Source organism: Desulfomicrobium norvegicum (genome assembly GCF_900114595.1).
Classification (GTDB): domain Bacteria; phylum Desulfobacterota; class Desulfovibrionia; order Desulfovibrionales; family Desulfomicrobiaceae; genus Desulfomicrobium; species Desulfomicrobium macestii.
Genome location: NZ_FOTO01000003.1, coordinates 301,006 through 327,030, shown reverse-complemented (window position 1 = coordinate 327,030; position 26,025 = coordinate 301,006). Strand labels below are relative to the sequence as shown.

Below are 26,025 nucleotides of genomic sequence, written 5' to 3'. Positions count from 1 at the left end.
ATTTGTCGGACCATTCAGAAGAACTGGGGGCATCAGCCGAAACGGCCTGTGATATAGTCCTCGGTCTGCTTGTTCTCCGGACGGGTGAACAGCTTGTCCGTGGGGCCGACCTCGATGAGCTTGCCCATATAGAAAAATGCGGTCCGATCGGAGACGCGGGCGGCCTGCTGCATGGAGTGCGTGACAATGACGATGGTGAATTTGTTCTTGAGTTCGTGGATGAGCTCCTCGATCTTCTGGGTGGCGATGGGGTCAAGCGCGGAAGCGGGCTCGTCCATGAGCAGCACCTCGGGCTCCACGGCCATGGCCCGGGCGATGCACAGGCGCTGTTGCTGCCCGCCCGAAAGGCTGAGGCCCGACTGGTCCATGCGGTCCTTGACCTCGTCCCACAGGGCGGCGAGCTTGAGGCTCTCCTCAACCCGCGCATCGATGAATTCACGGTCCTTGACGCCGTTGACCCGCAGCCCATAGGCCACGTTCTCGTAGATGCTCTTGGGAAAAGGATTGGGCTTCTGGAAGACCATGCCCACCCGGCGCCGGAGCACGACCACGTCATGGGCATTGTCGTTCAGGTCCTGCCCGTCCATGGTCAGGGACCCTTCGATCCGGGTACCGGCTATAAGGTCGTTCATGCGGTTGATGCACCGCAGAAAAGTAGACTTGCCGCAACCCGAAGGCCCGATAAGGGCCGTAGCCTGATGCTGCAGCATATCGAAGCTGATATCCTGGAGCGCGTGAAAGTCCGAATAATAGAAGTTGAGATTTCTCGATGAAATCTTGACCGTTTCTGTCATGTCTATTCCTCTGGGATCTGCCCGGCCAGGGGCAAGGTGATGATGAAGCGGGAGCCGATCCCGGTTTCGGGCACGGGGCTCTGCACCGTGATCCGCCCTCCGTGATTGGCCATTATGTGCCTGCAGATGGCAAGGCCGAGGCCCGTGCCGCCGATGGAGCTGTTGCGGTCCTTTTCCACACGGTAGAACCGCTCGAAAATCCGGGTCTGATCCTCGACCGGAATGCCGGGCCCGTTGTCCTCGATGAAAACAACCAGCTCACGACCGCTCGCATGCCCGTGGACACGGATGACGGCGGTTTCGTCAGGCACGTACTTGATGGCGTTTTCAAGGACATTGCGAAAAACCTGGACCAGCTGCTCGAAATTGGCCCGCACCTGGGGCGTTGAGGCACCTAGCTCGTTCACGAATTCGATGTCCTTGCTCAAGGGATGACAGCTCTTCCAGGCCGAATAAAGCGCCGAGGCAGGCTCCACCGTGACCAGGTCGGGGCGCTGCTTGCCATGCTCCAGGCGCGAGAGCTGGAGCAGCTCGTCGAGCATGGTGTTCATGTGGTTGGCGTTGCGCAGGATGACCTCCAGGAAGGAGCGCGTCTGCTCGGGATCGTATTTCTCGATGCCCACCAGGGTTTCGGCGTAGCCCTTGATCGATGTCAGGGGTGTACGCAACTCGTGCGACACGTTGGCCACGAAATCACGACGGATCTGTTCCACCCGCTTGATTTCGGTGATGTCGTGAAAAACCATGATCACGCCAAGCTCGGCGTCGCCCTTGATGGGCACGATGGAGACGTCGAAGCTTCTGCCACCCGCCAGGGAGACCACCACTCCGACCTGGGAAAAATCACCTTCCCGGCGCTTTTGGAGCGCCGCGTCGCAGGCATCCTGAAGATCCTGCAGCAGGGACAGTTCCATGGGCTTGCGCCCGGCGAAGGTCGAAAGGCCCGGAAAAATCTCCTGGGCGGCGTAGTTGCCGCGCAGAATCCGGCCGTGTCCGTCGAGGACGATCAGCCCGGCCTTCATTCCGTTGAGCACGGCTTCGGATTCCATCTTCTGCTTGACGATGGTCTGCATGTTGGACTCGATGCGTTCGACCATGTTGTTGAAGGCCTGCACCAGTGGCGTAAGCTCGGTGCTCGGCGAAAAGCGAATGCGCTTGCCCGGCTCGCCCTGGCCGATGTCGGCGGCGGCCTGGGCCACGCTCGCTATGGCGCGGCCAATCTGCCTCGAAGTCAGGGAGACGAGCCCGAAGGCCAGGATGACGCTGAACCCGTAGACCCAGCCAGTCCGTCCGTAGAGCCGGTCCAGGGTCTTGCGAATCTGGCTCTGGGGACGCGCGATGCGCACGATACCCTCCGGCATGATCCCGCTGGCCTGTGTACGCATGGCCGCATAGAGCAGATCCTGGTCCAGGGTGTCGCTGTAACGCAGGCTGAGACCGATCTCTCCGGCAAGGGCCTGTGTCACTTCCGGCCTGCCCAAATGGTTCTCCAGTCTCTCGACCCGTTCCGCCGTCACGCCGGAATCGGTCAGCACCCGACCTTCAAGATCGATGAAGGTGACGCGGATGTCCATGCGTGCCGCAAGGTCGCGCAGCGCCTCGTTGACCGCCGCGAAGGAAGTGAAGGAGCCATGGGACAGCATCCACTCCACCGCGCGCAGGTCTCGCCGTGCGCTGTCTCGGGCTTCGCGCTCGCTGGTCTGCCCGAGATTCTGGTGCAGATAGTAGGCAGGCACGCCCAGCGCCAAAAACAAAATGACCCCGAAGGCCAGAAACAGCCGCAGCCGCAAGGAAATCGTCGTTGTGGTCATGAAGCGCCCTAGTCGACCTGATTTTCACGTTTCATGCGATAACCGATGCCTCGGACGGTCTCCAGCCAGTCGGCATAGGGGCCGAGCTTCTTGCGCAGCCGACGCACATGGGTATCAACGGTGCGCGAATAGCCTTCGAATTCGTACCCCCAGGCATTGCTCAGGAGTTGCTCCCGGGAGAGCACCTTGCCCTCGTTACGCACGAATTCTCCGAAAAGATTGAATTCCGTGGGGGTCAGGTGCGCGTCCACCCCGTCCACGAGCAACGTGTACGCCTCGAAATCGGCAGCCAGGCCCTCGCGCTGCCAGTGCGCGACCTTGGGCAGGATGTTCACGTTGCGTCGCAGAACGGTCTTGATGCGCAGCATCAGTTCCCGGGGGCTGAACGGCTTTATGACATAATCATCCGCGCCGAGTTCGAAGCCGAGGATGCGGTCGACTTCGTCACCCCGGGCGGTGAGCATAATGATTGGTATGTGAGCGCATTCCGGGCTGCCCTTGACGGCCTTGCAAACGTCCGTGCCGCTCATGCCGGGCAGCATCAGATCAAGCAGCACCAGATCCGGCCGTTCGGACTGGACCAGCTGCAGGCCCTTTTTTCCATCCCGGGCCACGAAGCAGTCGTACCCGCCCGACTTGAGATGAAAAGCCAAAAGGTTGGCGATATCCGGTTCGTCTTCGATGACGACAATCTTGTGAGCCATGTTTCCCCCCTTGTTCACGAAAAGAGCCCCGCCACTTTCGACGCGCCGCCCCCCTCGTACCCATGATGGGCTACAGGGAGCATGTGACAGCATTGTGACACCTGTATGAATTTCCTGTAACATTCCCCGCAAAGGGACTCAAATCCAATCGCCTCGCACCTGTCACGGGCCTGTCGCCAAAATGTCGCATCCGCCGGACAAAGAGCTTCCTAACTTTGATTCTACCTGAAAACGACCCCGGTCCCATCCATCAGAGGAAATGATGTCCAACTCTCAAGCCCAAACCATGCAGGCCGCGACCAAGCCCATTTTCGAACTCAAAAGATTCCTGCACGCCCATCACTGGCTGAGCATCTTCATATTTCGCCTCAAGGACTTCGGACTCTGCCGGGAACTCTACGGAGACCATGTCGCCGAGGAACTGGAGAACCTGCTCATCAACGCCCTGAACCAGCACGACCCCGACAGCCCGATGCTCAGCGCCAGACACGCCCTGCGCATCTCCTCCGGAGAGGCGCTGCTCATCCGATGTCTGGGACAGGCCAAGGATTCCCAGCTCATGGACCAGGCCTTCAGCCTCAAGGTCAAGCTGCAGGCCATTCTCAGAAAACATACCATTTCCTCGCTTGGCAGGGAATTCGAGATCGAGGTGGGGTTCTCGACGTTGCCGGAATCGTCGCTTTTCGAACGCGAGCGGATCTTCCACGAGGCCATCCATGATGCGCGGCGCATGGCCCAGGGCGGCATCGACCTTGAAGCGGTCAAGCTCTCCTCCACCTTTCGGGCCATCATCCGCAACGGACAGATCCGCATGCTCTTTCAGCCCATCTACGATTTCAAGACAGGAACCGTCATGGCCTGGGAGGCTCTGGCGCGCGGGCCGCGCGGCTCCGATTTCGAATCGCCGTCGATCCTCTTCGATTTCGCCGAACAGTTCGGACAGCTCTTTGCGCTGGAGCAGGCCTGCCGAGCGAAGGCCATGGAAACGGTGGGAGTTCTGACCACGGGCCAAAGGCTGTTCCTGAACATCCACCCGCGCACCGTGGTCGACCCGACCTTCGCCCCAGGCAAGACTCTGGAAATTCTGGACAAACATGGCCTCAAACCCGAGGACATCGTCTTTGAAATAACCGAACGCCATTCCATAAAAGACTTCACCTCGTTTCACAAAACCCTGGACCATTACCGCAGCCAGGGATTCAAGATTGCCGTGGACGACGCCGGAACGGGCTACTCAGGGTTGTCCACGGTCGCGGCCCTGAAGCCCGACTTCATCAAGGTCGACATGTCGCTGGTGCGCGACGTGGACAAGGACCCGGTACGCAGGGCGCTCATGGAGACCATGGTAACCCTGGCGGGCCGCATCGGCTCGGAAATCATCGCCGAAGGGATCGAAACCAAGGGCGAAGCACGCGCCCTGACGGAGATCGGAGTCCATTTCGGCCAGGGATATTATTTGAGCCGCCCCCATTATCCCAAACCCGAGACCCACCTGGACATGAAGGAGCTGACCCCGCTGCGTCCGGACAACTTCGGCAGGCTGTCCTGCTCCATTCCCATAGGACAACTGGTCCAAAAGACATTGACCGTCAGCCCCCGAACCCCGGTGCAGTCCGTGCAGCGGATCTTCGCCACCAACCCCGCGCTCTCAAGCGTGGTTGTCGTGGACGACGGCATACCCCAGGGGCTGGTCATGGGCTACAGCCTGGACCGGCATCTGGCCACTCTCTACGGGCGGGCTCTGTACGCGGAAAAACCAGTGGCGGTGCTCATGGACACCACTCCCATGGTCGTGGACGAACGCGAACCCGTGGAATCCGTGGCCAAGAACGCCAACACCCGCGAAATGCTGAAAGCCTACGACGAGGTCATCGTCACCAGTGGCGGACAATTTTTGGGCGTGGTCACGGTGCAGAAGATGCTGACCACCCTGGCGCAGGTTCAGGTCGAAATGGCCAAGGGCACCAACCCGCTGACAGGCATCCCGGGCAACGTGGCGCTGGAGAAGGAAATCGAGACGAGGCTCAGGCGGGGCAAGCCCTTCTGCATGCTCTACGCGGACCTGGACAACTTCAAGGTCTACAATGACGTCTACGGCTTCAAGGACGGCGACCTCGTCATACTGCTGCTGGGGCGCATCATGACCTGGGCCATTTCCCGGCATGGGCACAGCGGAGACTTTCTGGCGCACATTGGCGGGGATGATTTCGTGGCCATGGTCAATCCGGAGAAAGCGGAACGCATCTGCCAGGCCGTCACCCGCTGCTTCAAAAGGCTCATCCTGAACTGCTACCATGCCCAGGACCGCGCCAGGGGCTGGATCATGGGTAAGGGCCGGGACGGCAGGGAGCAGCAGTTCCCGCTGGTCTCCGTGTCCATCGGCATCGTGGACTGCATGGCCCCGTGCAGCCTGCAGGCCCTGGGGGAAAAAGCGGCCCAGATCAAGGGCTACGCCAAGACCCTGCCCGGCAACGTCTATGTTCGGGACCGGCGCGGCAATCGGACCTGCGAGCAAACCGCATGACTCGGACAGCCGCCCTGCTTCATGCGGGCGGCTTTTTCTCCACCACCAACATGTTCCGCCATTTCCCCTGCCTGAAGCGCCACCACCCCACAAGCGAGAGCATGATCAGAAACGTGCAGGTCACGGCCCAGAAATAATAGAGCCCGAAATCAAGCCAGGCTCCGGCCAGAAGTGGCGCGATCATGACCAGAAAGACCAGCGCCAGACGCGCGGCCATGACGAAAACCGTGTCCCCCGCCCCTTTGAGCGCCCCATAGACAATGAAGCTGACCCCGTCGAAGAACAGGTACGCGACTACGATCATGAGCAGGGTCCGGCCCATGCCGACCACCGAGGCAAAGGCGGCCGGGTCCATGTCGCAGGGCTGGAACAGATGCAGGACCGCTTCCGGGGCGAACAGGAAAACCGCCGACATGGCCGCCAGATAGGCAAAGGTCAGCACGAGGCTGGCACGCACCACCATGGGCACGTCGTCGGGCTTGCCCGCGCCCATGGCCTGACCGACCAGGGTGCTGGTGCCCATGGCGAAGCCGACCAGAGGCATGAAGGCCAGGGCGTTGATGTTCAGCGCGATGTTGGTCGCGGCCAGCTCCATGGTCCCGAGCCTGCCGACCACGAAGATGAAGACCGTGAAGGCGAATATGTCGAGGAAGAATTCCATCCCGCTCGGCAGCCCGTAGCGCATGAGCCTGAGCCACAGCTCGGGCCTCAGTCGCCGATCGATGGCCAGGCGGAACCGGGCGTTCTCGGAGCGGCGCATGGCCAGCCAGAGAATGGTCGTGATCACCCCCCAGCTTATCACCGTGGCCAGGCCCGCGCCCAGGATGCCCAGCTCCGGAAACGGCCCGACGCCGTTAATGAGGCAATAGTCGAGGGGGATATTCAGGAGCATCCCGGCCGAGTTGGCGAACATGACCACGCGCGTGCGCCCAAGGCCGGTGAAGAACCCGGCCAAAGCTCCGCCGACCAGATGCATCCCCGCCCCCAGGCACAGCGTCCTGAAATATATGGACTCAAGGACCTGAATCTCTTTGGAATGGCCGCCGAAGGCGAAAATGCTCTCGGCCAAAAAGGCCAGCGCCCCCAGCACGACCGCTCCCAAAAGCGCCACATAGATGCCCTGCCAGACCGCCCTGCCGACCATCTCGGGACGCCCCTGACCGGTGTACTGGGCCACGAACACGGAGACGTAACTCGTGGTGCCAAGGAAAATGGTCATGGCCAGAAGGGCCATGATCCCGGCGGGCAGGGCTGCTGCGATGGCGTCGAGGGAATAGCGGGCCAGAAAGAGGCGGTCCGTGAACTCCATGATCGTGGTCGCCCCGAGGCTTATGACCAGTGGCATGGAAATTTTGAAAATGCGGCGATATATGATGGCCGTGGCCGGAGAGATGTGGATCATGACCCATGAGTGCCCCAAGTACGGCGCACTGGCAATATCGAAAACAGTCGGCCGGCTGCCGTGACGCGCCCGAGGATCAGGCCGGGTCCGGTTTTCGCGCGGAACTGCTCACGGGACGCAGGGAGGCTCAGGCAGCCCGCACAGCAGAAAACCAAGGATCGGCCTGCATTTTTCTTCGCAGGGCGCGAAAAACCGCCCGTGAGCACGGGTGGCAGAACGATTTTCACGGCCGACGTAGAATTCCGCAAGCCCCAGCGGGGTCAGTCCGTGCACGGCGGCATGGTGCAGCAGCTTGGGCGCGCAGCATTCTCCCGTGCCCGTGGGCATGGCCTTGCCCGTGAAGACCTCGGACAGGGCCCTGGTCCGGCCGCGAAAATTGGTCAGGCGGTACAGGTCGAAGATGCGTTCCATGAGGCTCCGGGACAATTCGCGCCGCCGGGCCAGCATGTCCAGGCGGACCGGATCGTCCACCCTAAGGCCCTGCATGCGCAGAGTCAGTTCCTTGATGCGCGGCTCTTCATGTTCGATGGCGCGCTCGAACTCCGCCGGGTCAAGGATGGGCCCAACCCAGCCCGGCACCTCCCAGATTCCGTTGTACTGCCCGGAAAAAGCCCTGAGCACGCCACGGGTTCCGTCCTTGTCCACGTACGGGAGCACTCCGAACATCTGCCCCCGGGCAGGGCCGTAAAGGTACTCAAGGGACAGGCGCGGATCGTCTGCGGCCTGTCCAAGCCCGATATTCCCGCATTGCTCAAGCCGCGCCATCAGCTCCCGGGCATGGGGCAGGGCCGCCTCGGCGGGCAAAACATGTTCGCATCCGCAATCCCGGCAAAATCCGGCGCAATCAAGGGACGGGTATTCCATGACCAGCCTCCGGCCTACAAGCCGTGACGTTTGATCTTGCGCCACAGGGAGGCCCGATCGATGCCCAGCAGCTTGGCGGCAAGGGTGCGATTGTCCGCCGCATGCTCCAAGGTCCATCGGATCTGCTCCCGCTCGCACTCTTCCAGGGTCATGGGCTGCCTGTCTCCCGCCCGGCTGACATGCAGCGAAACTTCGCGCAGCTCCGGCGAGAGATGCGCCGGACGGATCTCGTCACCGTTGCAGAAGACCACGGCCCGCTCGATGACGTTCTGCAGCTCGCGGACATTGCCCGGAAAGGCGTAACGGCCGAGGATATCCATGACCTCGTCGGAGATGCCCGGCGCGGGCCGATCCGTCTCCCGGCTGGCCTTCTCCGCGAAATAGCGCGCCAGCAGGGGCAGATCCTCGCGCCGCTGCACCAGCGGCGGCATGCTCAGCACCAGCACGTTCAGGCGAAAATACAGATCCTGGCGAAAGCGGCCCGTCTCGACCTCGGTCTTCAAATCCTTGTTGGTCGCGGCCACGAGGCGCACGTCCACAGGAATGTCGGCGGTGCCGCCCACCCGTCGGATGCACCGCTCCTGCACGGCGCGCAGAAGCTTAACCTGCATGGCCAGCGACATCTCCCCGACCTCATCGAGAAAAAGCGTGCCGCCTTCGACCGCCTCGAAGAGGCCCTTCTTCTGCCGGGTGGCCCCGGAAAAAGCGCCCTGTTCATGTCCGAAAAGCTCGCTTTCGAGCAACTCCTCGTTGAACGCGCCGCAGTTGATGGCCAGAAAGCGGGCCTCGGAGCGTCGGCTGAAGAGGTGTACCATGCGCGCCGCCACCTCCTTGCCCGTTCCGGTCTCACCCAGGATCAGCACCGTCACGTCCGAAGGCGCGACCTGCGCGATGGTCCGCTTGAGTTCGACCATGCACGGGGCCGCGCCGAGCATGGGAACGGGCAGGGTCCGTTCGCGCAGCTGTTCGCGCAAACGCGCCACCTCCAGCCTGAGTCTGCGTTTTTCCAGCGCCTTGTGCACCAGCAACCTGGCCTCGTCGATGCGGTACGGCTTGGCCAGATAGTCGTACGCTCCGGCCCGCATGGCCTCCACGGCCGTATCCACCGTGGGGTAGCCGGTGATTACCACGACCTCGACATCGGGATGACGGGACTTGACCTCCCGCAGAAGGGCCAGGCCGTCCATCCCTTCCATCATCAGGTCTGTCAGGACCATGTCGAAGTCCGAGTCCTGCAACAGGCCAAGCGCTTCGATCCCGCCGGACGCGGTCACGGTCTCATGCCCTTGCCGCGCCAGCGCCAGCGCCAGATTGTCGCGCGAGATCGGCTCGTCGTCGACCACCAGAATCCTGGCCGGCGGGGGCGTTGACGGCCCGGAAACGCGGCTGCGGACATCCTGGGCGCTCACGATGCCCCCGATGTGTTGCCGCCGAGGGGCAGGTGCAAGGTGAACGTGGTGCCTTCTCCGACTTGACTCTCCACGCTGATGGTGCCCCCGTGTTTCTTGATGATCCCGAACACCACCGACAGGCCAAGGCCCGTGCCCGTGTCCTTGAGCGTGAAGAAGGGATCGAAGATGCGCCCCAGATGTTCCGGCGAGATACCCGCGCCGGTATCGGTCACTTGCAGCACCGCCTCCCCCGACCCGGGGTCGGACCTTGCGGAGAGGGAGATCACTCCGGGAGGGCTTATGGCGTGGATGGCGTTTATCATCAGGTTCAAAAGCACCTCCTGAAAGCGCTGGCTGTCGAGGGGAAGCTTAATATGATCCGGAATTTCGGTCAGAATGCGCACCCCCGACGGCACTTCGCTTGAAACCAGTGTCACAGCCCGCTGCACGACCGCATGCAGCGGCACGGGCTTGAGGCAGAATTCCGTTTCCCGGGCGAACTCAAGGAGCCCCTTGACGATGTCGCGCGAACGGCTGACTTCCTGATAGATATTGTCGAGCATCTGCCTGGTCAGCGCCGGATCGACGGGCAGGGCCGCCTCCAGGTCTTCCTGCAGGATCTGGCAGGAGGTGGAGATGTTGTTGAGCGGATTGTTGAGCTGATGGGCGATGCCCGAGGTCAGGACGCCGAGCGAGGCCAGCTTCTTTTCCTGCAGGAGCTGGTTCTGCCTGCGTTCGAGTTCCTCGATCATGTGGTTGAAGGCCTCCACCACGCCCCGCGTTTCGTCGCTGGTGTCCGGCAGGGGCAGGGGCTTGAAATTGCCCTGCACAATCTGGCGCGTGGAGTGCTCGATGATGCCAAGCGCGCCGAAAATCCTTCTCCCGACCAGCCAGGAAAAAAATATGGCCACGCCCGTGAAGGCTCCAATGGCCAAGGCCAGCTGATGTTTCAGGGTCCCGACAATGTCCAGGATGCGTTCGCGCTGGTAGAGCACGAACTGCCGCACCACATCGACCAGATCCTTGCCCTGGTCGCGCAGTTCGACGCCCAGGGGATCGTTCTCATCGTTGTTGCTCCCCGGCTGTGTGCCGATGCTCGTAAACAACTCCTTGTAACGGCGCAGGTCATCCCGAAGCTGGGCCAGGGTCACCCGTCCCTTCAGGTCGGCTCCGATCAAGCCGCCTTCCCGGGGCTCGATGCGTTCGATGATGGACAAGGCCTTGTCGCAGTAGCGCAGGGTCTCAAGGTAATCCTCTTCCAGCGCGTAAAGCAGATAGTTCTTCTCATAACGACGGATTTCCAGAATCTCGCTGCTCAGATCGTCCACGACCTCGGCCAGGGCCAGAGCGTCTTCGATCTGCAGCAGGTAACGGTAGGAGATGGCTCCGAGCACCGAAAATCCCAGCACGGACAGAATCATGCCGAATAGGACGATACGCCGGATTTTGCCGCTGGCAAATCGCGTGATCATTCCGTACATGGCGCGCCCTCCTGACTGCCCAGGACCACCGCCAGGGCCTGCTCGACCCGTTCCACCAGCACCACCGGCGGCAGGTCCGCGACACTTTCGCGCAGGGCCTCGACATCGGCCGCGTTGGCCACGGGGAGCACGACCATGGCCGCCCGACCGCGCAAGGCGGCCAGAATCTTCTCGCGCACCCCGCTGACGGGCAGCACCCGGCCAACCAGGGACAGCTCTCCGGAAAGGGCGACGTCCGAGCGTGCCGGACGGCCCGTCAAAAGGGAGACCAGGGCCACGGCGATGGTCAGTCCGGCGGAAGGGCCATCCTTGGCGATGCCCCCTGCCGGGATGTGGATGTGGATGTCGTGCCCCTCGAAAAAATCCAGCTCAACGCCAAGCGTCCCCGCGTTGCTGCGGATGAAACTGAGCGCGATCTGGGCCGACTCCTTGAGCACGCCGCCGAGGGAGCCGGTCAGGATGAGCTGGCCCGGACCCCTCATGCGCGTGGCCTCGACAAAGATGATCTCACCACCCGTTTCCGACCAGACCAGGCCCGTGGCGGTGCCGACCAAACCTCCGGCCTTGGCGTCGTCATGGCGAAACCGCGCCGGCCCGAGCAGGACCGCCGCGCCCTCGCTTCCCACGGGCGCGGCCACGGCCTCGGCACCTCCGTCCAGACGCAACCGGGCCAGCTTGCGGCACATCCGCGCGATCTCGCGCTCAAGGCCCCGCACTCCGGATTCGTTGGTGTACTCGCGGATGATGCGCACCAGGGCCTCGGGGAGAATCGTGGGATACGGGCTGGTCAGCCCATGCCCACGCAGCTGGCGCGGCAACAGAAAGCGGGTCGCGATGTCGAGCTTTTCGCCCTCGGAGTATCCCGAGAACTGCACCACCTCCAGCCGGTCCAGAAGCGGCCCGGCCAGCCGCTCGACCCCGTTGGCCGTGGCGATGAAGAGCACCTCGGACAGGTCAAAGGGCATCTCCAGATAACGGTCCACGTAGCGCGCGTTCTGTTCCGGATCCAGGATTTCGAGCATGGCCATGGCCGGATCGCCTTTCACGTCCTGGCCAATCTTGTCCATCTCATCGAGCATGAAGACCGGGTTGCGCACGCCCACGCTCCTCAAAGCCTGGATGATCCGACCGGGCATGGCTCCGACGTAGGTCCGACGATGGCCGCGCAGCTCGGCCTCGTCGCGCAGATCGGCCAGGGACATACGATAGAAGCGCCGTCCGAGGGCTTCGGCGATGGCCTTGCCAACCGAGGTCTTGCCCACGCCCGGAGGCCCGACAAAGCACAGGATCGGAGAACGATTGGAGTAGCGGTGCGTGCGAGAGAGCAGCGCCGAACGCACCGCCTCCCGCAATTCACCCAGATCTATGGGTTTTGAAAGATAATGCACGGCCCCGGTCTTTAAGGCCTGCACAGCGGTGTCCACCGTGGCGTATCCCGTGACCAGAATGAATTTCGTCTCCGGAGCCACGGCCCTGGCCGCTTCAAGGAGCTGCATGCCGTCCATGCGGTCCATCTTCAGATCCGTGACGATGCAATCGAATTCCTGACGGGCAAGAAGGGCCATGGCCTCTTCGCCGTTGGCCGCGACCTCCACCGCGTAGCCTTCCCGCGCCAGCACATGGCGAAGGTTGGAGCGGGCAATGGGCTCGTCGTCGACGATGAGCAGCGAGGCCTGCCGCTTGGAATGCAGCACTCTCGACGCCAGATGCTCAAGCACACGCTCCCGGACCTGCCCCAGACCCGCATGACTTCCGTCGAAGACTTCCGCGGCCTGCCCCAGATCCAGATTGTCCTGGGTCACGGCGTTCCACGGCAACGAAAGAAGGGTCTCCACGTAATTGAGCCCGATGGAATATTCCGCCACCGCCGCATCGGTCTTCTCCATGCGGCTGATTTCGGATTCGACGGCGATGCCCACGGCCTCGGGCAGCTCCGCCTGGCGACATTTCTCCCGTAATCCCGTCGGGTCCGCCGGTGGTACCGGAGCTTCAAGTTCCTGTTTGCGAAAAAACATCATCCCATCCCCTGCGCCCAGTCCGCTTCATTTCAGCTCTTTGTTGCAGATTGCAACAGCGCTGCAAACTGCATCAACCCCGGCAACTGGACCTTGTTATGGTTTTCACGATCAGGCGCTGCAATATGCAACACTGCACGAAATCCAACCCCTCATCCACTTCAAATTAAAATCAATAATTCAGAATGGATATAAAAAAATCAAACATGGCACGAGCCTTGTTTAGGCTGTCGCAACACATTTAACACGAGGTTAGCAAAATGAGCACCATCCGTGAAACCATCGAAACGAACTACGCGGCCACAGCTTTTGCAGAACGCAACCTGAGCGAAGACGCCAAACTCCTGCTCAAATCAGACGGGCCGCAGCCCAAGGCTCGGGCCAAAGCGGTCAAGAGCGCCGAAAAACGCCCCCGCACGACCTTGCAGGCACGCTAGGCCATCACAGCAACGATCAGGAGCAAACACATGCCGCGCAATTGGTTACGAAATTCGGTGCAGACAGGCGCCCCGTCACTGCGCAGGGCCCGGTCCGTTCAGGACCGCCTGGCTGATTACAGCGAGGCGGTCGCCTTGGCCGAGGCCGGAGAGCAGATGCTCGCCGCCGATGTGGTCACCCCGTCCGCGACCGGGCGCAGACGCATCCTGGTCATCGGACATGGCTGCTCCTTTTCCCCTCGCCTACGGGAATACGCCTTGAGCGTGGCCGAAAGGATGGGGAGCGACCTTTTGCTCCTGAGTATCGGCATGCGTAGCGCCGACCAGAAATGGCGGGATTCCTTTACGCAAATGTCTTCTCAGGCAGCCTCCTCCTGGTCCGAAAGCGCGACGCGGATGAACCTGCACGTCGCTCACGAAGTCAGATTCGGCGGCATCGAAGAGGCTGTCAGCGAACTCGTGCGCGCCTGCGGCAGAATCGAGTTCATCCTGAGCGAACCCGAGGAAGGCGAACAGGTCGTCGGCCAGACCGGTCTGGCCCTGTTCACGGTAAAGTGATGCGGACTCACACCTGCGATCTCATTCCCGCTCCCACGCAAATCCGGAGCACTTCCGCCAGGGACCGCACCTTGACGGCGAAGGAGGCAAAATGGGCACCCTTGTACTGAGAATGGTTCCATTTTTCGGCTGGATCAAAACGTATTCCACCGAAAATCTCAAAATGGACTTCATGGCCGGCCTGACCGTGGCCCTGGTGCTCATTCCGCAGAGCATGGCCTACGCCCAACTCGCCGGGCTGCCTCCGTACTACGGACTCTACGCTTCCTTCCTGCCGCCCCTCGTCGCCGCGTTGTTCGGCTCCAGCCGTCAGCTCTCCACGGGACCGGTGGCCGTGGTCTCGCTCATGACCGCCGCCAGTCTCGAACCCCTGGCCACGGCGGGCAGCGAAAGCTACATCGCCTACGCCGTGCTTCTGGCCCTGGCCGTGGGCATCTTCCAGCTGTCCCTCGGCGTTTTACGCCTCGGGCTGGTCGTCAACTTCCTCTCCCATCCCGTGGTGGCCGGCTTCACCAATGCGGCGGCCATCATCATCGCCACCAGCCAGCTCTCCAAGATGTTCGGCGTGTCCGTGGACAGCGCCAAGCATCACTACCAGACAATCATCAATGTCGCGCAGGCGGCCATGCATTACACGCACTGGCCGACATTGGCCCTCGGCACCTTCGCCTTTGCACTCATGTATCTGCTGAAGCGCATGACGCCGCGCGTCCCCAACGTGCTGGTGGCCGTGGCCCTGACCACCATCTTCGCCTGGGGCACCGGCTTCGAGCACAACACCACAGTCGGCGTCGCATCCCTGGCCGCGCCCAAGGCCAATGAAGCCATCGACTCCTACAATGCGGCCATGCAGGCCCAACTCGATCTGGCCGCCAAGCGCACGGCCCTGACGGTGGCCATGGAAGAAGCCGAAAAACACAACGAACGCTTCGCCATGGTCGATGAAGAACATGAACTGCGCCGTCTGTCTCTGGAAATGGACATCGCCAAAAACCAGGCCAGGAACATAAAGGCCTCGCTGCGCGGCATGCTTTTCCAGGGCGTGCCCGGAGCCAACGGCGGCATGAAATTCTATCCTGAAGGCAGCCCCCTGCCCTCGGGGACGGCAAGCGACGGCCGGACATGGCGCATCGGCGTCGGCAATGCGCCTCTTGACCCCATGGCCGTGACCATGATCGGCGGCGGAACCGTGGTTGGCGCGGTGCCCGGCGGTCTGCCCGCCCTGAGCGTCCCGCATTTCGATCTTAAGGTCATGCTCAGGCTTCTCCCGAACGCCGCCATCATCGCCCTGCTCGGATTCATGGAAGCCATCTCCATCGCCAAGGCCATGGCCGCGAAAACCGGCCAGAGCCTGGACCCGAATCAGGAACTCATCGGCCAGGGGCTCGCCAACATTCTGGGCGCCTTCGGCAAAAGCTATCCCGTTTCCGGATCCTTTTCCCGCTCTGCCGTCAATCTGCAGGCCGGAGCCCTGACCGGATTTTCGAGCGTGTTCACCAGCGCGTTTGTACTCGCGGCGCTGCTCTTTTTCACACCGCTGCTCCACCACCTGCCGCAGTGCACATTGGCCGCGGTGATCATGATGGCCGTCATCGGGCTCATCCAGCCCGCGGGCTTCCTGCACTCCTGGAAGGTCGCAAAATACGACGGCGCCATCTCCATCATCACCTTTCTGGCCACCCTGGCCTTCGCTCCGCACCTGGACAAGGGCATCATGATCGGCGTGGTCCTGTCCCTTGGCGTATTCCTGTACCGCAACATGCGCCCCTCGGTCAGCTCCCTGGCCCGAACCGAGCAGGGGGAACTGCGCGACGCGACCCGCTTCGGACTGGACCTGTGCACGCACGTGGACATGGTCCGCTTCAACGGCCCCCTGTTTTTCGCCAATGCCAGCTTTTTGGACGAGGCCATCACCAGCCGTCTGCTTTCCAAGAAGCGCCTCAAGCACATCGTGCTGGTGGCCAAGGGCATCAATGACATGGATGCCTCCGGGGAAGAGGCGCTGGGCCTGGTCATCGAGCGCTGCCGAAGCCGGGGAGTGGATATTTCCCTGGCGGGAGTCAACGACACGGTCATGGCCATCATGGACCGTAGCGGGCTCTTGGACAAGATCGGCCGGGACCACATTTACACCAACATGGAAAAGGCGCTGTGCACGGTCCACGCCGGGGCTCATTGCGGCAGCGATGAAGCCCGGTGCCCCCTGACCACGGCCTGTCAACTCCCCTCGCGGCCGTCAGCGCGGCAGCCACGTGCCCACGCATATGCCGCGGCAGGAGCTTCCCGGAATGGACGACCGTAGGATTCCCCTCACAACACACCCGCTGCAAGCGGTAAACAACAACATGGAGAATACAATGGCCACACCTCAATCGGACAAAAAACCCATCGGACGGACCATCCTCTTCGGCGCGCTCACCGCAGCCTTCTACACTGGCTTCTTCACCTACGGAGACAACATCGCCGCGCACTTCGCCCAGGGCTCCTTCTGGGCCGCGGGTCCCATTGCCACGGTTTTTGCCGTTTCGTACCTGCACGGCGAGTTCGCGAGCAACCTGTGGTCCGTCCTCGGCATTTCCGCCATACGCAAGGATGCCAGAAAGACCGTCGAAGCCACCAAGCGCCCGGCCCAGCGCCCTGTTCTCAACGCCTGAACCAACGCATTGCAGGAGACACCACAATGGATATCTTGAGTCTTGACCCCACCAAATTCATCGATCTCAGCACAATGGCAATCATCTTCCTGTTCCTGGTCGGATTCATCGGCGGCCTGGTCAGCGGTTTCATCGGTTCCGGAGGAGCCTTCGTGCTCACTCCCGGCATGATGAGCCTCGGCGTACCCGGCACGGTGGCGGTGGCCAGCAACATGTGCCACAAGTTCCCCAAGGCTCTGGTCGGAGCGATCAAGCGCTTCCGATACGGACAGGTCGACGTGAAAATGGGCCTGATCATGGCCGCCTCGGCCGGCATCGGCGTCCAGATCGGCATCCACATCCAGCGCATCATCCTTGACATGTGGGGGCAGGCCGGTTCCGATCTCTATGTCAGCCTCTCGTTCGTCTTTGTTCTCGTTTTTGTCGGCGGCTACGTCATGAAGGACGCCGTCAAGTGCGCCCGCTGCGGCGGCGTGGAAGAAACCACGGCTCTGGCCACTCGCCTGCAAAAGATCGAGCTGTGGCCCATGATCAATTTCCCGCGTTCGGGCCTGCGCATTTCCCTGTGGTTCACCCTGCCCGTGGGCTTCGCCACCGGCATGCTGGCCGCGACCATCGCCGTCGGCGGATTCGTGGGCGTACCCGGAATGATCTACGTCATCGGCGTGCCCGGCCTCATGGCCTCTGCCACGGAACTCGTCATCGCCTTCGCCATGGGCCTTGGCGGCTCCATCAACTGGGCCATGCACGGCATGGTCGACATCCGTCTCGTGCTCATCATCCTCGGCGGCTCGCTGCTGGGCGTTCAGCTCGGCGCCATCGGCACCACGTACGTCCGTCCGCACATGATCAAGATGGTCATGGCCACCATCATGCTCATCGTCGCGGTCAGCCGAGGCCTGGCCTTGCCCACGTATCTCGTAAAGCTGGGAGTCATGAACATGGGACCGGACACGCTGAACCTTCTGAACAAGGTCAGCTTCGCCTCAATGTGCATGGCCCTGCTGATCGGCTCCGGCATCATTCTCGGCAGCATGTGGATTGGCCGCAGAGCACAGCTGGCGGAAGCCGTATAACACCGACTCCGGCTCTCAAAACAGATTCCGAAACGACGAAACCCCGCGCTGCGGGGTTTCGTCGTTTCGCGCTGATCCAGGGATGCCCGGCAGCACATAAAAGAGGAGGCGGGATCGGAACCAACGGGCTTTTCTTTAAAACCGGGACGCCCGCAGGCCAAACAATTTGTCACGATCCTGTCACAATCGCCTCAACATCCTGTAACAAACCCCCTCTAGAAAGACCCCCAGCGCAACAACGCAACCCTGAATTTGAAACATAGCCAAGGAGGCATCCTCATGAACCGTTTTCTGAACAAAGCAATCTTCGCCCTGGCCCTGCTGCTGGTCGGCACGGGCATGGCCCATGCCCGCGATCAGGTCAAAATTTCCGGATCATCCACGGTTTTCCCCTTCTCCAGCTACGTGGCTGAAGAGCTGGGCGCGACCACCAAGTTCCCCGCACCCGTCGTCGAGTCCACCGGTTCCGGCGGAGGCCACAAGCTTTTCGGCGCCGGAATGGGCGTGGGCACCCCCGACATCGCCAACTCCTCCCGCCGCATGAAGGTGAGTGAATTCGAGAATGCCGCCAAGAACGGCGTGACCGACATCACCGAAGCCAAGATCGGCTTCGACGGCATCGCGGTCGCGCAGAACGCAGACAACGAGGCCATGAGCATCTCCCTTGAAGAACTGGCCACCGCAGTGGCCGCCGACATCATGGTCGACGGCAAGCTCGTACCGAACCCCTACAAGATGTGGAACGAAATCAACCCCCAGCTGCCCGCCCGCAAGATCGTCTTCTACGGCCCGCCCACCTCTTCCGGCACCCGTGACGCCTTCGAGGAAATGGTCGTTGAAAAGATCTTCGGCAAGAAGGAAGGTTACGAGAAGGGCTACCACGCGATCCGTCAGGACAACGCCTACGTCCCCGCCGGTGAGAACGACAACCTGATCGTGCAGAAGCTGGCCAAGGACAAGGACGCGTTCGGCATCTTCGGCTACAGCTTTCTGGAAGAAAACGCCGATTCCATCCAGGGCGCGGCCATCAACGGCGTGACCCCGAATCCCGAGTCCGTCGCTTCCGGCCAGTACCCCATCTCCCGCTCCCTGTTCTTCTACGTCAAGAACGCCCACTACGACGCCATCCCCGGCCTGAAGGAATATGTGGAACTATTCATGAGCGAGAAGATGATCGGCAAGGACGGCCTGCTGAAGTCCATCGGCCTCATCCCGCTGCCCGAGGCAGAGCGCGCCACGGCCCGCGAGAACGTGCTCGCCAAGAAGAAGTTGACCCTCGACGACCTGAAGAAATAGTCTAGCAAGTGAATCCCGCGAAGGGCCGAGCCGTGAACTTACGGCCCCGGCCCTTCGTCGCGCCCGACAACATGCGAGGAACCTCGTGACCACAACCTACCTGGCCCAATATCTTTTTGCCGGACTTTTGCCCCTGGCGCTGTTCGGCTATCTCCTCGGCCGCAGGAAAATCCGGACCCAGCAGGACCCCAATGCCAGATACAAGGCATCGGAAAATCTGTTCGGATGGTTTGCCGTCAGCAAAATGCTCATGCCCGCCGTGCTGATCAGCGTGATCGGCTCGATTCTCGACCTCTTCGATCTGGTCGAAGTGCCCTGGACCATGCTCGCGGCAGCGATCCTGATCCTCGGCGCAGGAGGCATCTGGATCGCGCTGAGGGCCATCCGTCCGAGTCTGCGGGTCCGTACGGCTCTGGAAAAGACCATCACCCGCATTCTGCTAGTGGCGTCGCTCATTTCCATCCTGACGACCATCGGCATCGTCATGTCCATCGTCTTCGAGGCGGTTCATTTTTTTCGCATCGTCAACTTCTGGGACTTCCTGACCGGAACGACCTGGAACCCCGACGCGGCGACCATCGACGACGCCGGCAACATCCAGCCCCTTTTCGGATCGGTGCCCCTTTTCGCGGGCACGTTCATGATCACGGCCATCGCCATGTGCGTGGCCATCCCCGTGGGCCTGATGTCGGCCATCTGCATGTCCGAGTACGCGTCGCTTGCGGTCAGACGGGTGGCCAAGCCCGCTCTTGAGGTCCTGGCCGGCATCCCCACCGTTGTTTACGGTTTTTTCGCGGCCATAACGGTCAGTCCGCTGATCGTGAACCTGGCCGACAAGGTGGGCATAAGCGCCGATTACACCAACGCCCTGAGCCCCGGACTGGTCATGGGCATCATGATCATCCCCCTGGTCTCATCCCTGTCCGACGACGTGATCAGTTCCGTACCGCAGAGCCTGCGCGAAGGGTCCCTGGCGCTCGGGGCCTATCCTGCCGAAACCATCAAGCGGGTCGTTCTCCCAGCCGCGCTGCCGGGCATTGTCTCGGCCTGTCTCTTGGCCGTGTCCCGCGCCGTCGGGGAAACCATGATCGTGGTCATGGCCGCCGGCCTGCAACCGAATCTGTCCTGGAATCCGCTGGTGGGAATGACCACGGTCAACGTGCGCATCGTCGATGCCCTGACCGGCGATCAGGCCTTTGACAGCCCCGAGACGCTGTCCGCGTTCGGCCTTGGCCTGGTCCTCCTGGTCCTGACCCTGTGCCTGAACATCGTCTCCCTGACAGTCATCCGAAAGTTCCGCCAAAGATACGAATAGGAGCCTCACGTGAGCATGCCCATCGACCCGCGCAGCCTGCGCAAACGCAAAAACTCGGAAAGCCAGTTCAAGGCCCTCTCCTACATGGCCATTTCCGTTGCCGGAATCTTTCTGGTGGTCTTCTTCGCGGACATCATCCGGCAAGGGTACACCGCCTTCATGCAGACCGAGATCCGGGCCAACGTCACCTTTTCCGAGTCGATCCTGGACGACCCCCGGTCCGCCCTGGACAAAAGGCTCGTCCCGCTGGTCAGTCGCGGCGTGACCCGCATTCTGCCCATGCAGCTGCGGGAAAATCCGCAACTGCTGGGCACGACCTCCGAAGTCTGGGTATTGGCCAACGCCGAGGTGGACCAATACATCAAGAACAAGCCCAACCGTCTGAAACCAAAAGAAATAAAGCTGGTGGACGAACTTGTGGCCGAGGGCTCGATCAAGAAGGTCTTCAACGTCGGCTTCTTCACCAACGGCGACTCCAAGCTGGCGGAGATGGCGGGCATCCTGTCCGCGGCCGTGGGGACGATCTATCTTTTGGGCATCACCTTCATCTTCAGCTTCCCGGCGGGAGTCATGGCCGCCATCTACCTGGAAGAATTCGCTCCGGACAACCGGCTGATGCATATCGTCGAGGTCAACATCAACAACCTGGCGGCCATCCCGTCCATCCTTTTCGGCCTTCTGGGCCTGGCGATCTTCATCAACTTCATGGGACTGCCCCGCTCGTCGGCCCTGGTGGGCGGCCTGACCCTTGCGCTCATGACCCTTCCGGTCATCATCATCTCCACCCGCGCGGCCATCCGGGCCATCCCGGACTCCATCCGCGAGGGAGCCCTGGCCCTTGGCGCAACGCACTGGCAGGTGGTCTGGGACCACATCCTGCCGCTGTCCCTGCCGGGCATCCTGACCGGGACCATCATCGGCCTGGCCCGCGCCATCGGCGAGACCGCGCCGCTTCTCATCATCGGCATGGTCGCCTACATCCAGGACATGCCGCGCGGCCTGACCAGCGCGGCCACCGTGCTCCCGGCCCAGATCTACGTGTGGTCATCGGAATCGATACGCGCCTTCACCGAGCGCACGTCCGCGGGCATCATCGTCCTCCTGGTCGTCCTTTTGTCCATGAACGCCCTGGCCATTTTGCTGCGCAACAAATACGAGCGCAAATGGTAAGGCTCCGCCGCCGAAACGCCGCAGGGAAGGACTCCGGTTCTTCCCTTTTTTTTGACGCAGGCATTCGCGGACAAGCCACCAGTCGCAGGTACCCCGGCGAATCGGCGGCGTTGCCACGGCCAGGCCTTTGGGATAGCCAGCGCGGGTCATGGAGGTCAAAAATGACGACTCTTCCCGAAGACAAAGGGGTCCGGGGCCTTGTCTATCTCTGCCAGACCGGAAAGTGCGTGTCCTGCGGCAGCTGCTGCGGGCTTTACAACATGGCGGACCTGTCCCGTGAACGGCTGCACGCCGTCCTCTGCGCGCGGACGGACTCCTTCGCCTCTGTCCCGCGCACCATCGACGGCATCCTCGCCTTTGAGCAGGAGCGCTTGCGCATCGAGGACGCTCCCGCGCCCATAGAGGATTTTCATCATTGCGTCTTTGTGGGTTTGATCCGCGACGAGGGCGAACGGGTGGGCTGCCTGCTGCATCCCCTGGCTCTCGGGAACAATGGAATTGATTGGCGGGGGCTGAGTTTTTACGGCGGCGCGGCCTGCAAATACTTCTTCTGCCCAAGTTATGACGAGCTTGAAGCCAGAATCAAGCGCATGGCGCGCGAGGTGCTGAATGACTGGTATGAATACGGCCTGATCATTCCGGAACATCGCTTTCTGGCCGCGATGACGGACGCCGTCGAAAGCCGCCTGGGCTTTGCCCTGGACGCGGGCGCCCTCACCGAAGACGGGAAAAAAGCCCTGGCTGATCTGCTGCGGCTCAAATTGAACTGGCCATTCCGCGACGAGAAAACGCCTCTGGCCTGGAATTTTTTCAGCACGAAAGACACCTCTCGCCCGGTCCTGATCACGAGCAAACACGTTCAAGACCCGCAACTGCTCGGCATCATGCACGAACTGGACACCCGCCCCGAGCACGCCGCTTGTGCTCAAAAAACATTGCTCGAACACCTCGAACGGGCGGGCAGGATACTGCGCTCCAAATGAAAGGACCGGCGCGTGGGCCGGTCCTTGGGGTGAGCTTAGGCGAACAGTCCGCCAAGGTCTTTTCAGTCGACGTGAATGTCGATGGCCTTGGGGGTCGCCTTTGCCGTCTTGGGCAGATGCAGGTGCAGCATGCCGTCCTTGAATACCGCCTTGATGCCTTCCGGGTCGACATTCTCCGGTACGGTGAAACGGCGCATGAAGGTTCCGGTGAATCGTTCCACTCGGTGGAACTTCTTGTCCTTTTCCTCCTTCTCTGTCTTGCGCTCACCCTGAATGGTCAAAACTCCGTTCTCAAGCGACACCTTTACATGGTCCTTCTCCACGCCGGGAATATCGGCCTTGATCAAAAACTCCGTTTCGGTCTCGGCAATATCCACCCGCGGGGTCCAGTCACTCGACGCAAGGGCCTCCTGCCCTCCGCGCGGCCATCCTACGGCCTTGGTGTACCGATCGAACATGTCCTCAATTTCCCGCCAGGGATCCCATTTCATCAGTGTCATGGCCAACCTCCTTCTGTGACCAGCTTATAAGAGTTTCACGGCCCGGAACGTTTCCGGGACGTATGAAAAATAAAGCGCTGTCGCGGTCAGTCAAGGGCGCAGAAGCCCCCGGGGACGGCGTCGGACAACATGCCAACGTTACCTCGCCATTGCGAGGGCACTTGGGCAAATCCCGGCAGGAAATGAATTCGAAATTTCAGATTCTTATTGTCACGCCTCTGTCCCGGCCAGAAATGCGGCCAGGGCCAGAGCGTAGAATTTGGAGCGCTCGGAGTCCCCGCGCGAAGGCACGACCAGGGGATAGCTGGCTCCGACGACGATACCGGCCATGGGCAATTCCATGAGACTGGTCACGGCCTTGTAGAGCACATTGCCGGTGACGATGTTGGGCGCGCAGAGAATGTCCGCGCGGCCGGCGGCGGGATGGTCCACACCCTTGGCCAGGGCCTTTTCCCGCGACACCGCGATGTCGAGCGCGAAAGGTCCGCCGACAATGGCGTCGCCGAAGATGCCCATGCGGCAGAGCTTGGCCAGGATGTCCGCATCCTTGCTGGAAACCATGTCGTTGTAGGACACCTTTTCCGTGGCCGAGAGCACGGCCACCCTGGGCGGCTCCATGCCCAGCTTCTTGGCCACGGCCACGGCGTTGTTGATGATGTCGATCTTGCGCGTCAGCGACGGCGCGATGTTCACCCCTGCGTCGGTCACGATGAGCAGGCGTTCCTCGCGCGGATGCGGAAAGACCCCGATGTGGCTGAGCAACCCGGCGCTGCCGCGCTTGCGGCCAAGCACGGCGCGCAGCAGCACGTCGGTCTTGACCCCGCCCTTCATCAAAAACTGGGCGCGCCCCTCGTGCAGCAGATCGAGGCTGGCCGCCAGGGCCGCCTTGTCGTCAGGCTCGTGCAGGCATTCAAAGGCGTCGAAGTCCTCCCGGGCCAGCTCCGGCAGGCCGCGCATGCGTTCCACATCGCCGACAAAGACGGGCTCGGCCAGCCCTTGCCGCGAGGCCTCAAGCCCGGCCAGAACGGCGTTGGGTTCCGCGCAGGCGGCGATGACCACGCGCACGGGCGTTTGGCGGGAGCGGACCAGCTCCACCATCCGCTCCAGGGATTGAACCGGCGATACGGGGCCCGCCATCAGCCGTCACCTCGCGACAGCGCGATGAGCCCGGTGCGGCTCAGGGACTGGATGCCATGCGGGGCCAGGGTGCGGATCAACCCCGCGACCTTGCCCTGGGGCGCGGACAGCTCGGCGGAGATGGTCTCGTTGCCCATGTCGATGACGTTGGCCCGGAAAACCTCGAAAATCTGCAGAATCCGGCTGACCGTGTCCTTGGTGATGCGCACCTTGATCATGACCAGCTCGCGGTCCATGAGATCCTGCCCCGCAAGGTCCTCCAGACGCATGACGAACTCCAGGGACTCGATTTCGTCGGTCACGGCCCTGATTTTCCCTTCATCGGGCTCGACGCAGATGATCATGCGCGACACGTCCTCACGCTCGGTCTCCCCGCAGGAGATGGAACGGATGTTGATGTCATGGCGCTGGAAGACCTGGGCCATGGCGGCCAGGACGCCGGGCTTGTTCTGGACCAGGGCGGAGATGGTGTGGCGCATGAACGGCTCCTTGATTGGGGATGGTGCGGTACCGGAAAGAGTATGTCAGGGCCTGGGTTCCGAAGCAAGGTGATACAGGCATCACTGTCTTGGACCGGAGGCTGAAAGACGAAAAGACATGGATCCCCGCCTTCGCGGGAATCCATGTCTTCCCCTAGCCACCCGAAATCAGGCGTTCCAGTCCAGGATGACCTTGCCGGACTTGCCCGAGCGCATGACATCGAAGCCCTTCTGGAAGTCCTCGGCGGCGAAGTTGTGGGTGATGACCGGGGACATGTCCAGTCCGCTCTGCAGCATGGCTGTCATCTTGTACCAGGTCTCGAACATTTCGCGTCCGTAGATGCCCTTGAGCTTCAGGCCCTTGAAGACGACCTGGCCCCAGTCGATGGCCGTGTCCTCGGGCATGATGCCGAGCAGGGCGATGTGCCCGCCGTGGTTCATCTGCGCGAGCATCTCACGGAAAGCGTGGGGATTTCCGGACATCTCAAGGCCCACGTCGAAGCCTTCGGACATGTGCAGGTCGGCCATGGTCTCGGCCAGGGACTCGCTGCCGACGTTGACGGCGCGGCTGACGCCCATCTTGCGGGCCAGGTCCAGGCGGTAGTCGTTGACGTCGGTGATGACCACGTGGCGAGCTCCGCAGAACCGGGCTATCCCCGCGGCCATGATGCCGATGGGTCCGGCCCCGGTGATGAGCACGTCCTCGCCGACCAGATCGAAGGACAGGGCGGTGTGCGTGGCGTTGCCGAGCGGGTCGAGCATGGCGGCCACGTCCCCGGAGATGGTGTCGGGGACCTTGAAGGCGTTGACGGCCGGAACGCAGACGTACTCGGCGAAGCAACCCGGACGGTTGACGCCCACGCCGATGGCGTTGCGGCACAGATGGCGCTTGCCCGCCTTGCAGTTGCGGCAGTGGCCGCAGGTGATGTGCCCTTCGGCGGAAACGCGGTCACCGACTTTGAGCCCGCGCACCTCGGAGCCCATGGCCACGATGCGCCCCACGAACTCATGCCCGACGGCCATGGGCACGGGGATGGTCTTGGCCGCCCAGGCGTCCCAGTTGTAGATATGGATGTCGGTGCCGCAGATGGCGGTCTTGCCGACTTTTATCAGGATATCGTTATGGCCGACCTCGGGTACGGGGATCTCTTCCATCCAGATCCCGACTTCGGCCTTGGCCTTTACCAGCGCTTTCATTTTTTCCATTTTATAATCCTCGTATGTTCTGAATTTTATGCGCAATGTTTTACAAATCTTGAAGATGGATTCCCGCCTGCGCGGGAATGACGCCGGGGCAACGCCCTCGTGACGCCGGAAATGCCCCTACTGCTTCATTAACAGGCAACCATGCTTTCATGCCTTTTCGGTCAGCGCTCAAGGCTTTGCGGGTTGGCGGGACGGTGGGGCGTCGACTGTCTGACTGAGCCAGGCATC

General features: G+C 61.8%; 22 protein-coding genes. 10 read left to right on the top strand and 12 right to left on the bottom strand.

Going from position 1 to position 26,025, the window contains the following annotated elements; all coding sequences use genetic code 11:
- Positions 1 to 32: 32 nt before the first annotated feature.
- From pstB to BMZ24_RS07430, 3 genes are read right to left on the bottom strand one after another with little or no spacing between them, the layout of a single operon-like run.
- Complete coding sequence (gene pstB / locus BMZ24_RS07440) at positions 33 to 794, bottom strand: phosphate ABC transporter ATP-binding protein PstB (RefSeq protein WP_092190799.1); 762 nt, start codon at positions 792 to 794, stop codon at positions 33 to 35.
- Positions 795 to 796: 2 nt separating this feature from the next.
- The gene (locus tag BMZ24_RS07435) at positions 797 to 2,605 is read right to left on the bottom strand and encodes an ATP-binding protein (protein WP_092190797.1); all 1,809 of its coding nucleotides are present in this window, start codon (positions 2,603 to 2,605) and stop codon (positions 797 to 799) included.
- 8 nt (positions 2,606 to 2,613) lie between these two features.
- Positions 2,614 to 3,309, bottom strand: coding sequence for a response regulator transcription factor (locus BMZ24_RS07430; RefSeq protein ID WP_092190795.1), 696 nt, complete (start codon positions 3,307 to 3,309; stop codon positions 2,614 to 2,616).
- A 262-nt stretch (positions 3,310 to 3,571) separates the two neighbouring features.
- On the opposite strand from BMZ24_RS07430, the gene BMZ24_RS07425 reads away from it, so the two are divergent.
- Positions 3,572 to 5,833, top strand: a complete 2,262-nt coding sequence (locus tag BMZ24_RS07425; RefSeq protein ID WP_092190793.1) for a GGDEF domain-containing protein — start codon at positions 3,572 to 3,574, stop codon at positions 5,831 to 5,833.
- Between the two features lie 19 nt (positions 5,834 to 5,852).
- Here the strand turns inward: BMZ24_RS07425 and BMZ24_RS07420 are convergent, their stop codons facing one another.
- From BMZ24_RS07420 to BMZ24_RS07400, 5 genes are all read right to left on the bottom strand, one after another.
- Positions 5,853 to 7,235: an MATE family efflux transporter gene (locus tag BMZ24_RS07420; protein ID WP_092190791.1), complete on the bottom strand. Its 1,383-nt coding sequence runs from the start codon at positions 7,233 to 7,235 to the stop codon at positions 5,853 to 5,855.
- Between the two features lie 108 nt (positions 7,236 to 7,343).
- Entirely contained in the window at positions 7,344 to 8,099 is a 756-nt protein-coding gene (locus tag BMZ24_RS07415; protein WP_092190789.1) for a hypothetical protein, read from the bottom strand.
- Between the two features lie 14 nt (positions 8,100 to 8,113).
- A complete protein-coding gene (locus BMZ24_RS07410; protein WP_092190787.1) occupies positions 8,114 to 9,508 on the bottom strand; it encodes a sigma-54-dependent transcriptional regulator in 1,395 nt (464 codons plus the stop codon).
- A complete protein-coding gene (locus BMZ24_RS07405) occupies positions 9,505 to 10,971 on the bottom strand; it encodes a sensor histidine kinase (RefSeq protein WP_092190785.1) in 1,467 nt (488 codons plus the stop codon). The genes BMZ24_RS07410 and BMZ24_RS07405 overlap by 4 nt, the downstream gene beginning before the upstream one ends.
- Positions 10,959 to 12,989 carry a S16 family serine protease gene (locus tag BMZ24_RS07400; RefSeq protein ID WP_161949074.1) on the bottom strand — a complete coding sequence of 677 codons (2,031 nt, stop codon included), beginning with the start codon at positions 12,987 to 12,989 and terminating at the stop codon, positions 10,959 to 10,961. The genes BMZ24_RS07405 and BMZ24_RS07400 overlap by 13 nt, the downstream gene beginning before the upstream one ends.
- 257 nt (positions 12,990 to 13,246) lie before the next feature.
- Here BMZ24_RS07400 and BMZ24_RS19660 point away from each other — a divergent pair, with 257 nt between their 5' ends.
- From BMZ24_RS19660 to BMZ24_RS07360, 9 genes are all read left to right on the top strand, one after another.
- Positions 13,247 to 13,423 carry a hypothetical protein gene (locus BMZ24_RS19660; protein WP_153304605.1) on the top strand — a complete coding sequence of 59 codons (177 nt, stop codon included), beginning with the start codon at positions 13,247 to 13,249 and terminating at the stop codon, positions 13,421 to 13,423.
- 30 nt (positions 13,424 to 13,453) lie between these two features.
- Entirely contained in the window at positions 13,454 to 13,981 is a 528-nt protein-coding gene (locus tag BMZ24_RS07395) for a hypothetical protein (RefSeq protein WP_092190783.1), read from the top strand.
- 91 nt (positions 13,982 to 14,072) lie between these two features.
- Positions 14,073 to 16,283: a SulP family inorganic anion transporter gene (locus BMZ24_RS07390; protein WP_092190781.1), complete on the top strand. Its 2,211-nt coding sequence runs from the start codon at positions 14,073 to 14,075 to the stop codon at positions 16,281 to 16,283.
- 55 nt (positions 16,284 to 16,338) lie between these two features.
- A complete protein-coding gene (locus BMZ24_RS07385; RefSeq protein WP_092190779.1) occupies positions 16,339 to 16,635 on the top strand; it encodes a hypothetical protein in 297 nt (98 codons plus the stop codon).
- Positions 16,636 to 16,661: 26 nt separating this feature from the next.
- Positions 16,662 to 17,711, top strand: coding sequence for a sulfite exporter TauE/SafE family protein (locus BMZ24_RS07380; protein ID WP_092190777.1), 1,050 nt, complete (start codon positions 16,662 to 16,664; stop codon positions 17,709 to 17,711).
- Positions 17,712 to 17,990: 279 nt separating this feature from the next.
- Complete coding sequence (locus BMZ24_RS07375; RefSeq protein ID WP_092190775.1) at positions 17,991 to 19,007, top strand: PstS family phosphate ABC transporter substrate-binding protein; 1,017 nt, start codon at positions 17,991 to 17,993, stop codon at positions 19,005 to 19,007.
- Positions 19,008 to 19,092: 85 nt separating this feature from the next.
- Complete coding sequence (pstC, locus tag BMZ24_RS07370) at positions 19,093 to 20,322, top strand: phosphate ABC transporter permease subunit PstC (protein WP_092190773.1); 1,230 nt, start codon at positions 19,093 to 19,095, stop codon at positions 20,320 to 20,322.
- 15 nt (positions 20,323 to 20,337) lie between these two features.
- Entirely contained in the window at positions 20,338 to 21,492 is a 1,155-nt protein-coding gene (gene pstA / locus BMZ24_RS07365) for a phosphate ABC transporter permease PstA (protein ID WP_092190910.1), read from the top strand.
- Between the two features lie 161 nt (positions 21,493 to 21,653).
- Positions 21,654 to 22,475, top strand: a complete 822-nt coding sequence (locus BMZ24_RS07360) for a hypothetical protein (RefSeq protein WP_092190771.1) — start codon at positions 21,654 to 21,656, stop codon at positions 22,473 to 22,475.
- Positions 22,476 to 22,537: 62 nt separating this feature from the next.
- On the opposite strand, the gene BMZ24_RS07355 is transcribed toward BMZ24_RS07360, so the two are convergent.
- From BMZ24_RS07355 to tdh, 4 genes are all read right to left on the bottom strand, one after another.
- A complete protein-coding gene (locus BMZ24_RS07355) occupies positions 22,538 to 22,975 on the bottom strand; it encodes an Hsp20/alpha crystallin family protein (RefSeq protein WP_092190769.1) in 438 nt (145 codons plus the stop codon).
- Between the two features lie 210 nt (positions 22,976 to 23,185).
- A complete protein-coding gene (locus BMZ24_RS07350; RefSeq protein ID WP_092190767.1) occupies positions 23,186 to 24,112 on the bottom strand; it encodes a phosphate acyltransferase in 927 nt (308 codons plus the stop codon).
- Positions 24,112 to 24,591 carry an acetolactate synthase small subunit gene (gene ilvN / locus BMZ24_RS07345; protein WP_092190765.1) on the bottom strand — a complete coding sequence of 160 codons (480 nt, stop codon included), beginning with the start codon at positions 24,589 to 24,591 and terminating at the stop codon, positions 24,112 to 24,114. Before ilvN ends, BMZ24_RS07350 begins: the two co-directional genes overlap by 1 nt.
- A 168-nt stretch (positions 24,592 to 24,759) precedes the next feature.
- On the bottom strand, positions 24,760 to 25,797 hold the full coding sequence (gene tdh, locus BMZ24_RS07340) for an L-threonine 3-dehydrogenase (RefSeq protein ID WP_208599814.1): 1,038 nt from the start codon (positions 25,795 to 25,797) through the stop codon (positions 24,760 to 24,762).
- Between the last annotated feature and the right edge of the window lie 228 nt (positions 25,798 to 26,025).

Coding starts and splice junctions, on each gene's coding strand:
- pstB (WP_092190799.1), bottom strand. CDS start 794: ATGACAGAAACGGTCAAGATTTCATCGAGAAATCTCAACTTCTATTAT.
- BMZ24_RS07435 (WP_092190797.1), bottom strand. CDS start 2,605: ATGACCACAACGACGATTTCCTTGCGGCTGCGGCTGTTTCTGGCCTTC.
- BMZ24_RS07430 (WP_092190795.1), bottom strand. CDS start 3,309: ATGGCTCACAAGATTGTCGTCATCGAAGACGAACCGGATATCGCCAAC.
- BMZ24_RS07425 (WP_092190793.1), top strand. CDS start 3,572: ATGTCCAACTCTCAAGCCCAAACCATGCAGGCCGCGACCAAGCCCATT.
- BMZ24_RS07420 (WP_092190791.1), bottom strand. CDS start 7,235: ATGATCCACATCTCTCCGGCCACGGCCATCATATATCGCCGCATTTTC.
- BMZ24_RS07415 (WP_092190789.1), bottom strand. CDS start 8,099: ATGGAATACCCGTCCCTTGATTGCGCCGGATTTTGCCGGGATTGCGGA.
- BMZ24_RS07405 (WP_092190785.1), bottom strand. CDS start 10,971: ATGTACGGAATGATCACGCGATTTGCCAGCGGCAAAATCCGGCGTATC.
- BMZ24_RS07400 (WP_161949074.1), bottom strand. CDS start 12,989: ATGATGTTTTTTCGCAAACAGGAACTTGAAGCTCCGGTACCACCGGCG.
- BMZ24_RS19660 (WP_153304605.1), top strand. CDS start 13,247: ATGAGCACCATCCGTGAAACCATCGAAACGAACTACGCGGCCACAGCT.
- BMZ24_RS07395 (WP_092190783.1), top strand. CDS start 13,454: ATGCCGCGCAATTGGTTACGAAATTCGGTGCAGACAGGCGCCCCGTCA.
- BMZ24_RS07390 (WP_092190781.1), top strand. CDS start 14,073: ATGGGCACCCTTGTACTGAGAATGGTTCCATTTTTCGGCTGGATCAAA.
- BMZ24_RS07385 (WP_092190779.1), top strand. CDS start 16,339: ATGGCCACACCTCAATCGGACAAAAAACCCATCGGACGGACCATCCTC.
- BMZ24_RS07380 (WP_092190777.1), top strand. CDS start 16,662: ATGGATATCTTGAGTCTTGACCCCACCAAATTCATCGATCTCAGCACA.
- BMZ24_RS07375 (WP_092190775.1), top strand. CDS start 17,991: ATGAACCGTTTTCTGAACAAAGCAATCTTCGCCCTGGCCCTGCTGCTG.
- pstA (WP_092190910.1), top strand. CDS start 20,338: ATGCCCATCGACCCGCGCAGCCTGCGCAAACGCAAAAACTCGGAAAGC.
- BMZ24_RS07360 (WP_092190771.1), top strand. CDS start 21,654: ATGACGACTCTTCCCGAAGACAAAGGGGTCCGGGGCCTTGTCTATCTC.
- BMZ24_RS07355 (WP_092190769.1), bottom strand. CDS start 22,975: ATGACACTGATGAAATGGGATCCCTGGCGGGAAATTGAGGACATGTTC.
- BMZ24_RS07350 (WP_092190767.1), bottom strand. CDS start 24,112: ATGGCGGGCCCCGTATCGCCGGTTCAATCCCTGGAGCGGATGGTGGAG.
- ilvN (WP_092190765.1), bottom strand. CDS start 24,591: ATGCGCCACACCATCTCCGCCCTGGTCCAGAACAAGCCCGGCGTCCTG.
- tdh (WP_208599814.1), bottom strand. CDS start 25,797: ATGGAAAAAATGAAAGCGCTGGTAAAGGCCAAGGCCGAAGTCGGGATC.